Source organism: Paenibacillus melissococcoides, from assembly GCA_944800085.1.
Classification (GTDB): domain Bacteria; phylum Bacillota; class Bacilli; order Paenibacillales; family Paenibacillaceae; genus Paenibacillus_B; species Paenibacillus_B melissococcoides.
In genome coordinates, this window is the sequence record CALYLO010000001.1 from 849,539 (window position 1) to 862,861 (window position 13,323).

Sequence of the window (13,323 nt, forward strand, 5' to 3'; positions counted from 1 at the left end):
TTGCGGGAGATTCGCCAGACGGCGCTATCCGCTTTTGACCATGGGGATTTTCCGTTCGAGGAGCTTGTAGAACGGGTCGTGCAGCAGCGCGACACGAGCCGCAATCCGATCTTCGACGCGATGCTCGTGCTGCAAAATACCGAACAGGCGGCGTTAGAGCTTCCAGGTCTAAGTCTTTCTTCCTATCCATTTGACTATATTGCGTCCAAGTTCGACTTGACGCTCACCGTTACGGAGCACGCCGGGGGCTTTTCCTTCAGTTGGGAATATGCCGCAGCCTTGTTCAGTCGCGACACGATAGAGCGGTGGAGCGGCTGTTTCCTGGAGCTTCTGCGTCAGGCCATAGAATCTCCGGACTCTCGATTGGGTGAGTATAACCTGGTAACCGGTCAGGAAAGAAAATTATTGCTTGAACAATTTGCCGGAACTAAGGCAGATTATCGCCCTGTGGTAACGGTTCTCACTCTGTTCGAGGAGCAGGTTGCCCGCACTCCTGATCTGCCCGCGGTTATTGTTGGAGACGAGGAGCTAAGTTACCGTGATCTGAACGAGCGGGCGGAGCGGTTGGGAGCAGTGCTTCGCGCGCAAGGGGTAGGGGCGGAGAAGGTTGCCGCCGTCATGATCCATCGGTCTTCCGAAATGGCGGTAGGCATTCTCGCCGTCTTGAAGGCAGGAGGAGCCTACCTCCCGATTGATCCGGAATTCCCGATAGAACGGATTCGTTATATGCTGGGCGACAGTCGTCCCCAAGTTCTGTTGACTTCGATAGAATACCGGTCTCTGGCGGCGGAGGCAGCCAGTCAGATTCCCGTCCAATACTTCGAAGAAGACAATCTGCGCCAAGATGTGGCTGCAGAGAGCCTGAAGAGAACCGTGGCACCCGCGCACTTGGCATACGTTATTTATACATCAGGCACTACGGGGGGCTCGAAGGGCGTAATGATCGAACATGGGAGCCTTGCCAATACCATTCAGTGGAAAGCGAACCGCTACCGGTTTAGCGCCGGCGATAAGGCGTTGATGTTGAATCCTTTTATTTTCGACTCCTTCGTGACTCACTTTTTTGGACCACTCGTGTCGGGAGCGGCGGTTGTCTTGTTGAACGATCGAGACAGCAAAGATCCGTCAGCCATTCGCGAGGCTGTCGTGAAGCGCCGAATTACCCATATGCAGAGTCCGCCGAGCTTCTATTCGGCCTTGCTGGAGAGCATGGATCCCGATGATTGGCATACGGTACGCAGCGCGGTACTGGCTGGCGAAGCCGTCGGAATGGCGCTAATCCGCCGTTTGAAGGCGATGAATCCCAACATGGAACTGATGAATGAGTACGGCCCGACCGAAAATACCGTGGTGACGACCGCGAGTGAGCTCGAGGAAGAGAAGGCTGTTACGATCGGGCGGCCGATCCCCAATGTACGGGTATATATTCTTGCCTCGCAAGGGCTGCTCACTCCGCTCGGCGTACCGGGCGAGCTGTGCATTGCCGGTTCCGGCGTGGCGCGCGGTTATATCAACCAGCCGCAGCTAACGGCAGACAAGTTCACCTCCGATCCGTTCGTGCCGGGCGAACGAATGTATCGAACCGGAGACTGGGCCCGCTGGCTGCCGGATGGAACTTTGGAATATTGGGGAAGAATCGATCATCAGGTCAAAATTCGCGGCAACCGGATCGAGCTAGAGGAGATTGAGGCCCATCTATTGACGCTTCCCGACATTAGAGAGGCAGCCGTTACGGTTGTCGCAGAAGCGGAGGACAACCTTAGTCTCTGCGCTTACTTTGTGGCGGATCGGGATTATCCAATAAAAGAGCTGCGGACGGCGCTTGGCACAACGCTGCCGTCCTATATGATTCCCGCTTATTTTATTCCGATGGAGCAGATGCCGCTCACCGCCAACGGCAAATTGAATCGACGGGCACTGCCTTTGCCGGACGGCCGATTGGAGAAAGACAGCCGTTACATTGCCCCGCGGAATCTTGCCGAACAGGAGATGGCAGAGGTGTGGCAGGAGGTGCTGGGGGTCCGTCCGTTAGGCGTTCGGGATGATTTTTTTGAACGAGGCGGACATTCGTTGAAAGGAGCCGTCTTGGTTTCGCGCATCCAAAAGCGATTGCGGGCCGACATCACGCTCCGGGATCTGTTCCGGTATCCGACCGTGGAGACATTGACCGAAGCTATAGCTTCTCGGAAGAATAAAGCTTTTCAGGGGCTTGAACCGGCTGATTCCCGGGAATATTATCCGCTTACCTCTGCACAGAAGCGAATCTATGTGCTCCAGCAGCTTGAGGGAGCGGAGCTCAGTTACAACATGCCTGCCGTTCTTCGAATGGAAGGCATGCTGAACCGGATGCTTTTGGAAGCGTCCCTGCAGCGGCTGGTCGATCGTCATGAATCGCTGCGCACTTCCTTCACCATGTCAGACGGGGAGCCGGTGCAGAGAATACACGAAAGAGCGAAGCTCGCAGTTGACTATTGTGAAGCGGAAGAAGCGCAGCTTCATTCGATAATCGCAGAATTTATACATCCATTCGATCTCAGTAAAGCGCCGCTGCTGCGCGTGAAGATTGTGCGTGCGGCGAGCAGGCTTCACTATGTTCTGTTGGACATGCACCATATCATCTCGGACGGCGTGTCGATGGATATTTTCGTAGAGGAGTTTACGAAGCTCTATGCCGGGAAAGAACTGTCCCTGCTGAAGCTGCAGTACAAAGACTATGCGGTGTGGCAGCAGGAATACGTGCGCAGCGATGCTTACTGGGAGCAGGAGAAATATTGGCTCGATCAGTTAGCGGGCGAGCTTCCGGTCCTGCAACTGCCAACCGATTTCGCGCGTTCGGCCCTGCGCAGTTTTGCAGGCGACCGGATTGATTTCAAGCTGGGAAGATCATTGTCGGAAGCGGTGCGACAGCTCGCGCTGGACAAAGGGGTAACCGTCTACATGGTGTTCTTGGCCGCGTATAGTACTCTGCTGTCCCGGTTGTCCGGTGACGGGGAGGTTATTGTCGGCTCGCCGGTGGCCGGACGCCCGCATGCGGATCTGTCGGACATGATGGGGATGTTTGTCAACACGCTGGCCTTGCGCACGTTCCCTTCGGGACAAAAAGCTTTTGCCGAATACCTCGAGGAAATCAAGCAGACGGCGCTCGATGCCTTTGAGCATGGCGAGTATCCTTTCGAGGAGCTGGTCGACCGCGTTGTCACCCAGCGGGACATGAGCCGCAATCCGCTCTTCGATGCCGTATTCGTGCTTCAAAACGCGGAGAACTCGCAGCTGGCTCTCCCTGATTTGAAAGTCGAGTCTTATCCGTTTGCCGGTACGCAGGCCAAGTTTGACCTCACCTTGATGATATCCGAGAGCGCGGAGGGCTATCACGGCTCGCTAGAGTTCGCTACAGCCTTATTCACGCGGGCAACCATCGAACGGTGGGCGGGCCACTTGACGGAGCTGCTGGATCATGTGACGTCTGAGCCGGATACAACCCTCGCCGAAGCCAGATTAATAAGCGGGGGCCCCCAACTGAACGAGTTGATGACATACAGCGGCTTGCCGTTCCAAGACAAGCCGCGAACGACGATTCATCAGCGGTTCGGGGAAGTAGCCGGTCTCTATCCGGACCAGACGGCCATCGTGTGCGGCGATCGGCATCTCACTTATGCGGAGCTGCAGCTTCAAGCGAGTCTTGTAGCCGCCAGACTGCGGAGGGAAGGGATGCGGCCGCGGGCAGCCGTTGCCATTCTGGCGGAGCGCTCGATCGAATTCGTCGTTGCGGTTCTGGGAATTCTGCAGGCGGGCGGAGCCTATGTTCCGCTGGATCCGGACGCGCCCGAGGAGCGGCACCTGTATATATTGGGCGACTGCGGCGCGGAGTTCCTGTTGGCTACACAGAAGTCCAAAGTGCCGGCGTCATACCCAGGGACGGTCATCATTCTTGAAAACGGAGATCTTGCGGATGAAGCGTTAGAGGCGTTGGAACGTAGAGAAGCGCATGATTGCAGTTCGGATGATCCGGCATATATCCTGTATACCTCGGGCACCACGGGAAGACCGAAAGGAGTGCTGGTGACGCATGGAAATGTAATTAACCTGGTGAATAACGATGGATATGTTCCGTTCCATGCCGATCACCGCTTCGCGCAGACCGGTTCGGTAAGCTTTGATGCGGCTACATTCGAAATATTCGGAGCCCTTCTGCATGGAAGCTCCTTGCATCCGATCGAAAAAGATGTGCTGTTGGACGCGCGCCGGATGGGGGCGTTTCTGGCAGAGCACGGAATTACCGTCATGTTCTTGACGACATCGCTCTTCCATCATCTGGCCGATGAGGATGCGGGCCTGTTTGCCGGCGTAGAGCATCTCATTATGGGGGGAGAGGTTCTGTCGCCGAAGCATGCTTACGCCGTGAAGGAGGCATGTCCGGGACTTACGATCTGGAACGGCTACGGTCCTACCGAAAACACGACTTTCTCGACTGCATTCGCGGTCAAGGGAACAAACGGCAAAAATAGCATCCCGATTGGCCGGCCGATCGAAGGAACGACAGCCTACGTGCTGAGCGCTCAGGGGCAGCTGCTTCCGGTCGGGGTGCCCGGCGAATTGTGCCTTGGGGGCGCAGGCGTCGCTGCAGGCTATTGGAATCTGCCGGAGCTTACGCAGGAAAAATTCGTGCCGGATCCATTGATTGAAGGCGGACGCATGTACAAAACCGGGGATTTGGCCCGTTGGCTGCCGGACGGCACGCTCGAATATTTGGGAAGAATCGATCAGCAGGTCAAAATACGAGGCTATCGGATTGAGCTCGGCGAGATCGAAGCGCGACTGCTGCTTCATGGGAACATTCGCCAAGCGGCTGTAGTGACTTGGGAAGAGCGGCCGGGAAGCGAGGTTCTGTGCGCCTATTATGTGGGCGGCAAGCGACTGGAAGCGGCTGAATTGAGAAATTATCTGAGTATCGCTTTGCCCGAATATATGGTTCCTGCGTATTTCGTGCATTTGCCGGAACTGCCGCTTACGAGAAATGGCAAGCTGGACCGGACGGCGCTGCCGGAGCCTACAGAGGATATGGCGGCAGCTTCCCGTTATGCAGCTCCCCGAACCGCTACGGAAGCCCAGCTTGCGGAGCTCTGGCAGGAGGTATTGCACGTATCTCAAGTGGGGATCCGCGACAACTTCTTTGAACTCGGAGGCCATTCTCTGAGCGCCATGATACTCGTATCACGCATACATCAGGAGATGAGCATACCCTTCGCCATCCGGGACGTATTCCGGTTCCCGACCGTTGAAGCCATGGCGCTGACCGTGGACGGGAGGGCGGCAGACGCGTATAAAGGCCTGCAACCCGCCGGGCAGCGGGAATACTACCCTCTGTCCTCTGCACAGAGGAGACTATATGTTCTGCAGCAGCTCGAAGGAGCGGAGCGAAGCTATAATATGCCCGCGGCGATGCTCCTCGAGGGACAATTGGATCTGGCAAGATTGGAATTTGCTTTGAAGGAACTGGCGGCCCGTCATGAAGTCCTTCGAACACGTTTTGATTTCGTAAATGGCGAACCCGTGCAGATCATTTGCCCGGAGGTTGAGTTTCCGCTGTCTTTCCGCGATGCCGGGGAGGTTCAGCTTGAAGAGATCATCCAGACTTTCATTCGTCCTTTTGATCTGGGACAAGCGCCGCTTGTGCGCATCCAATTGATAAAGCTGACGGATATGCGGCATCTGTTATTGTTCGATATGCATCATATTATTTCCGACGGCACGTCCATGGGGATTTTCATGAAGGAAATGACAAGTCTGTATATGGGCGAGAGCTTGCCGCCGCTCTCCCTTCAGTACAAGGATTATGCAGTATGGCAGAACGCGAATGAACATTCCGAGGAGTACAACCGGCACAAGGAATACTGGCTGGAACAGCTTGGCGGAGAACTTCCGATCCTTTCCTTGCCGTTTGATTTTGCTCGTCCGCCGGTACAGAGCTTTGAAGGAAGCCACCTGGATTTCAGCATTGATGCGGAGTTGACCGGCAAATTGCGCAAGCTCGCGCAAAACACAGGGACTACCTTATTCATGGTGCTGCTATCTGCCTATAGCGCGTTTCTGTCAAGAATATCCGGACAGGAAGATATTATTGTCGGAACGCCTATTGCCGGCCGTCCTCATGCCGATCTGTCCAATCTTTTGGGAATGTTCGTGAACACATTGGCTATCAGATCTATGCCGTACAGGGAAAAAACATTTGCGGATTATCTGGAAGAAGTCAAACAAATTTCCATCGCAGCGTTTGAACACGCGGAATACCCGTTTGAGGAGCTCGTCGAGCAGGTGGTCCAACAGCGGGATATCAGCCGGAATCCGATTTTTGACGTCATGTTCGCTCTGCAAAACATGGAACAATCCGAGCTGCGGATGCAGGATGTCGAGGTATCTCCCTATGAACTGGAGAATCCTACCGCGAAATTCGACTTGTCCTTGTTTATCAGCGAACGGGGAGAGCAGCTTCACTGCAGCCTGGAATACGCGACAGCCCTGTTTGAACGCGGCACCATCGAACGTTGGCAAGAAAATTTCATCCAGTTGCTGCGGCACGCGGTCGATGAACCGGGTATTGCGCTCGGTAAAGTAAATTTGCTGAGTGAACAGGAACGAAATACGCTGGCAGCATGGCATGAAGGACCTTCCATGGAGCTTCCGGATACGACCATACACCAGTTGTTCAGAGAACAGGCGGTTAAGACTCCGGACGGCATTGCATTGGTATTTGGCGAGACTATGCTGACTTATCAAGAGTTGGATCGGCTATCCGATCAACTCACGTTGGCTTTGCAGCATCGAAACATAGGGGAAGGCAGCATTGTCGGCATCATGGCCGGCCGATCTCCTCATATGATTATCGGATTGTTAGGGATTCTCAAAGCAGGGGCGGCCTTCCTTCCTGTGGATCCGTCCTATCCCGCAGACCGCATTGCTTACATGCTGGAGGATTCCCAGGCAGCCTGCCTGCTCATCGATTCAGCACAGACGGGCAAACGCCCTGCGTATGACGGAGCAACGCTAATCATCAGCGATTTGCTCGCCGCGAACCAAGATGTCGGGGTTCCTCGCGAGCCGGTTGAGGTCTCATTGTACGAAGAGAACGGGCTGCCGATATACGTCATTTATACTTCAGGAACTACGGGTAATCCCAAAGGAGTCATTCTGAAGCATAGCAACCTGATCAACCTTGTGCTTTATCAGCATAAGCATACCTCCGTACCTTTTCACAAGAACGTGCTTCAGTATGCTTCTTACAGCTTTGATGTCAGCTATCAAGAGATTTTCACTACGCTGCTTGCGGGCGGGACGCTCCATGTCGTCGATGAGGAGATGCGCCGGGATCCCTATGCGCTTTTCCGGTATATCGAGGATCGGGGCATAGAGACGATTTATTTGCCTGCTTCTTTTGTAAAGTTCGTGTGGAATGACCCTGCCTATGAGTCCGTATGGCCTAGCAGCGTGCGTCACATCATAACGGCAGGAGAGGCGCTGGTCGTCGGAAAGTCGCTGCAGCGTTATTTGCGCGAGCGAGGGGTGACTCTCCATAATCACTACGGGCCTTCCGAGACGCATGTCGCTACTGCGTACTCGATCGCGCCGAATGACATCACGACCGAACTTCCTCCAATCGGCAGACCTATCGGCAACTCTTCCGTTTATATTTTGGATCCGCTAGGTTGCCCGCAGCCGATAGGTGCCGCAGGCGAGTTGCACATCGGGGGAGCGTGTGTGAAGCAGCCTGAACGAACTCGCGAGAAGTTCATCCCGAATCTATTCTCTTCCGCCGAACGGATGTACAGAACAGGGGATTTGGCCCGCTGGTTGGCAGACGGGAACATCGAGTATCTGGGCCGCATGGATCATCAAGTGAAGATAAGGGGATACAGAATTGAGTTGGGCGAGATCGAAACTCGGCTTCTCGGGGTGAAAGGGATTCGGGAAGCGGCCGTTCTCGTTCATCGGGACGAGTGCGGCAATAATGAGCTGTGCGCCTATATCGCAGGTGAACGCGAGTTTTCTTTTGCTGAACTGCGGGAGGCTCTCGGGACGGTAATGCCGGACTATATGATACCTTCATCCTTCGTTCAGCTCGATCAACTGCCTGTAACGCGGAATGGGAAAGTGGACCGCCGGGCGCTGCCGAAGCCGGACGGAGCCAGGGCAGGCAAAAAATATGAGGCACCGCGAACAAATATGGAAGCCAAGCTCGCGCTGTTGTGGCAGGATGTGCTGGGTATCGAGCGCGTAGGCATCCATGACAATTTCTTTGAATTAGGCGGTCATTCTCTGAGGGCGATGACCCTTGCAGCGCGCATTCACCAGACTCTGGATGTGGAAGTTCCATTGCGGCTGTTATTCCAGTCGCCTACGATCGCAGGCTTGGCAGCGGCTCTGGAAGCCGTAACATGTCAATCGTACGAAGCGCTGCTGCCTGTGGAGAAGCAGGCGTATTACCCGGTGTCCTCAGCTCAAAAACGGCTGTACTTGCTCCAGCAATTGGAGGGTGCGGGACTCAGCTACAATATGCCGGTGGCGCTGCAGCTCGAAGGAACACTGGATAAGGTTCGGCTGGAAGCCGCACTGCAGGCGCTAATCAGCCGCCATGAGTCGCTGCGCACTTCGTTCATTGTCGTGGACGGCGAGCCGGTGCAGCGGGTGGAAGAGAATCCGGTCTTGCGCATGATCTATGAGGAGTCGGAGGAAGTGGACGCCGAGAAGCGAATCCAGGCATTCCTCTGTCCGTTTGACCTTAGCAAGGCCCCGCTGCTGCGCACGACCGTCGTACGTCTCGGCGAAGAGCGGCATCTGCTGCTGTTCGATATGCATCATATTATTTCGGACGGCATGTCGATGAATATTTTTATCGAAGAATTTATGAAGCTGTACGCCGGCGAAGAATTAGAGCCGCTGCGGCTGCAGTACAAAGACTATGCCGTGTGGCAGCGGGAATATATTCAGAAGCCGGCGTACCGCGAGCTGGAAGCTTACTGGCTGGAACAGTTCGCGGGCGACTTGCCGGTGCTGAGCCTGCCGGCCGATCATCCGCGCCGGGCAGTGCGCAGTTTTGAAGGCGGCCAGGTGGACTTCGAACTGGACGGCGAACTTGCGTCGACAGTGCGCGAGTTGGCCCGATCGAACGGGGCTACGATGTACATGGTGCTGCTGGCAGCATACAGCACGCTGCTGTCGCGTCTTAGCGGGCAGGAGGAAATTATCGTCGGTTCGCCGGTGGCGGGACGGCCGCACGCCGATCTGGCAGGCATGCTCGGGATGTTCGTGAATACATTGGCGCTGCGCATGTATCCGGCCAGACACAAAAGCTTCGCAGCCTATTTGCAGGAAGTGAGGCAGACGGCGCTCGGAGCTTTCGAGCACGGGAACTATCCGTTCGAGGAGCTGGTGGAACAGGTCGTTCGCCGGCGAGATACGAGCCGCAATCCGCTCTTCGACGCGATGCTCGTCTTGCAGAACACAGAGCAGGTGAAGCTGGAGCTTCCCGGCCTGCGCCTATCCTCCTGTCCGTTCGACTACAACGCGGCTAAATTCGATCTGACGCTGTCAGTGCGCGAACACGAGAATGGGATACGCTGCTCGCTCGAATACGGTGCAACGCTGTTTGAACGCGAGACGATCGAGCGTTGGGCGAATCACTTTACAGAGCTTCTGCGACAGGTTTCCGCCAATCCGCAGGTCATGCTGGGCAGCGCCGGCTTGCTGGCGGATGCCGAACAGGAGCAGCTATTGGTCCGGTTCAATGACACGAAGGTGACGATTCCTGAACAGGCAAGCGTACCTTTCCTATTCGAGCAGCAGGCGGCGAAGACGCCGGATCGTCCGGCGGTCGTGTGTGCAGAACAGCGTCTGACTTACCGGGAACTGGAGGAACAGGCTAACCGCATTGCCCAATGGCTGCGGGCGCACGGCGTGACGGAGGAAGAGCGCGTCGGCGTGCTGATGAACCGTTCGCCGCAGCTTATCGCCGGACTGCTGGGGATTATAAAAGCCGGTGCCGCTTACGTGCCGATCGACCCTATTCTGCCTAAAGGACGCATGGAGGCCATGATCCGTGATGCAGGTAATGCTGACGGATTCGGCACAGCTGGGGGTAGTGACAGGCCTGCAGGATACATCGCTGCGTCATGTATTGTGCCAGGATGATGCGTTGACGGAAGAACTGGCCGGGTATTGTTCTGCGCCCGTTGGCGTGGAAATAAAACCATCCGGCAGCGCGTACGTCACCTACACCTCCGGAACGACCGGGACGCCGAAAGGGGTCGTCGTGGAGCACCGGAACGTGGTCAATTTCATATCGGGGATGATTCGCGAGCTTCCGTTCGGGACGCATGCTTCGATGCTGTGCGTCACGACGGTATCCTTCGACATCTTCGCCGCGGAGAGCTGGGTGCCGCTTAGCTGCGGCATGCAGATCGTCCTCGCAGGCGAGGAAGCGCAGCAGGATCCGGCCGTGCTGGCGGAACTGCTGGCTCAGAACCCGGTGCAGATGGCGCAGATGACGCCTTCGCGTCTCATGCTGCTGCTTGGCGATGCGCGAAGCGCGGCTCAGCTGCGGAGCATCGGGACGCTGCTGGTCGGCGGGGAAGCCTTCCCTTCCACCCTGTATGGGCAGCTGAGGAAACATACGGAAGCGGCGGTGTACAACATGTACGGGCCGACGGAAACGACCGTTTGGTCCACGTTTGACCGCTTAGAAGGGGAGGAACCGATCAGCATCGGACGTCCGATGGCGAACACGCAGGTGTATGTGCTGAACGAAGCGCTGCAGCCGCAGCCGATTGGCGTGTCAGGAGAGCTGTGCATCGGCGGCGCGGGAGTCGCCCGCGGATATTGGTCGCGTCCGGAACTGACGGCCGAGAAATTTGTGGACAATCCGTTCGTTTCCGGGGAGCGGCTGTACCGAACCGGCGATTTGGCGCGCTGGCTGCCTGACGGACGGCTGGAGCATTTGGGACGGATCGACCATCAGGTGAAGATTCGGGGATACCGGATTGAACTGGGCGAAATCGAAGCCCGGCTGCTGCGCATTCCGGGCGTAAGCGAAGCCGTCGTAACTGCCGTAGAAACGAAAGACCATGGGCCGGACTTGTGCGCATATGTAACGGGCGAGCATCCGCTCGCGGCAGCCGAGCTGCGTACCGCCTTGGCCGCATCGCTGCCGTCGTACATGATGCCGGCACACTACATGCAGCTGAAAGAGCTTCCGCTGACGCCGAACGGCAAGGTGGATCGCCGTGCGTTGCCGAAGCCGTCGGACAGCGGCGTCGAAGCCGGATATACCGCGCCGCGAACCAATGTTGAGGCGAAGCTGGCCCAGTTGTGGCAGGAGGTGCTGGGCGTTGAACGCGTAGGCATCCGCGACAACTTCTTCGAGCTGAACGGCCATTCCTTGAAGGCGATGACGCTCGTATCGAAGATTCATCAGGCACTGGGAGTAGAGTTGCCGCTGAGACAGCTGTTCCTCTCGCCGACAGTCGAAGGGTTAACGGCAGCGCTGAACGCGGCGGACGGCAGCGCGGCATATCAAGCGTTGGCCCCGGCAGGCGAACGGACGCATTACCCGCTATCTTCGGCCCAAAAACGGCTGTACGTCCTGCAGCAGTTAGAGGGAGCCGAACTGAGCTACAACATGCCGATGGCGCTGCGGCTCGAAGGAGTACTGGATCGGGTTCGGCTGGAAGCGGCGCTGCAAGCGCTCATCGCCCGTCATGAATCGCTGCGCACTTCGTTTGCCGTCGTGGACGGCGAGCCGGTGCAGCAGGTGGCGGAGCAGGCAATGTTCGAAGTTTCCTATGAGGAAGCGAAGGAAGAGGAGGCCGAGGAGTTCATCCGGGCATTCCTCCGCCCGTTTGACCTAAGCAAGGCGCCGCTGCTGCGTGCAACCGTTGTTCGTCTCGAAGAAGCGCGCTACTTGCTACTATTCGATATGCACCATATTATCTCGGACGGCATGTCGATCAGCATTTTGGTAGACGAATTTGCGAAGCTGTACACGGGCGAAGCGTTGGAGCCGCTGCCGCTGCAGTACAAAGATTATGCGGTATGGCAGCGGGAACACTACGCCGCCAGCCGGGCGTACGAGCAGTTGGAAGCGTACTGGGTGGAACAGTTTGCGGGCGAATTGCCGGTGCTGAGCCTGCCGGCCGATCATCCGCGTCCGGCTGTACGCAGCTTCGAGGGCGGCCGGGTGGACGTTGAGCTGGACGGCGATCTTGCGTCCGCTGTGCGCGAACTGGCCCGCGCGAGCGGCGCTACGGTATACATGGTGCTGCTAGCCGCCTACAGCGCGCTGCTGGGGCGGCTTGGGGGGCAAGAAGAAGTCATTGTCGGTTCTCCGGTGGCGGGACGGCCGCATGCAGATCTGGAAGGCATGCTGGGAATGTTCGTGAACACCTTGGCACTCCGGACGTACCCGGCTGGGGAAAAGAGCTTTACAGCCTATCTGCAGGAAGTGAAGCAGACGGCGCTCGCTGCCTTCGAGCATGGGGACTATCCGTTCGAGGAACTGGTGGAACGGGTGGTGCGGCAGCGCGACACGAGCCGCAATCCGATCTTCGATGCGATGCTCGTGCTGCAAAACATGGATCAGGCGGAGCTTAAGCTTCCCGATCTTCAGTTGACTCCTTATCTTACGGAGAACACGGCAGCCAAATTTGACCTAACACTGATCGTATCCGAGCAGCGGGAGGGATTCTCTTGCAGCTGGGAATATTCATCGGCTTTATTCACTGAAGAGACGATCAGACGTTGGGCGGAACATTTTGCAGAGCTTTTGCGCCATGTATCGAGAGAGCCTGAGACGGTGTTAGGAGCAGTCTCTCTGCTGACAGCGGCGCAGGAGCGCCGATTGATGCAGGAGTTTAATCCGCCCCGGATCGAACCTGACAGCAGCAAGACAATAATCGAGTTGTTTGAAGAACAAATGTTGCTGAATCCGAACCGTACGGCAGTCGTATTCGACAACCGTGAAATGAGTTATGCCGAGCTGAATGATCGTGCCAACCGTCTTGCTCAGGCACTGAAACAGCGTGGCGCCGGACCCGAGGATATCGTCGGTGTTCTTGTGACTCGTTCCGCTTGGATGGTTGTGGCTGTATTGGCAGTCTGGAAATCGGGCGGTGCCTATTTACCGCTGGATGCCGATTATCCAGCCGAACGGATTGCATATATGCTTGAAGAAAGCGGTGCCCGCCTTCTGGTTGCAGAGCGGGAGTACGGCGAGGAATGGGGGGCGGCCTGCGACGTCTTATACTTGGAAGACGATGCCGCTGCAATTTCAGGCGG

Annotated in this window: 2 protein-coding genes (1 of these 2 running past the window's edge); both read left to right on the forward strand. The window is 56.6% G+C overall.

Going from position 1 to position 13,323, the window contains the following annotated elements; genetic code table 11:
• Complete coding sequence (locus tag OCY70_RS03955; protein WP_390905216.1) at window positions 1-10,182, forward strand: non-ribosomal peptide synthetase; 10,182 nt, start codon at window positions 1-3, stop codon at window positions 10,180-10,182.
• Window positions 10,094-13,323, forward strand: partial view of a non-ribosomal peptide synthetase gene (locus OCY70_RS03965; RefSeq protein ID WP_261944651.1) — the beginning only. 16,021 nt of this gene lie beyond the right edge of the window; only the first 3,230 of its 19,251 coding nucleotides appear in the window; the start codon lies at window positions 10,094-10,096; its stop codon lies beyond the right edge, outside the window. Before OCY70_RS03955 ends, OCY70_RS03965 begins: the two co-directional genes overlap by 89 nt.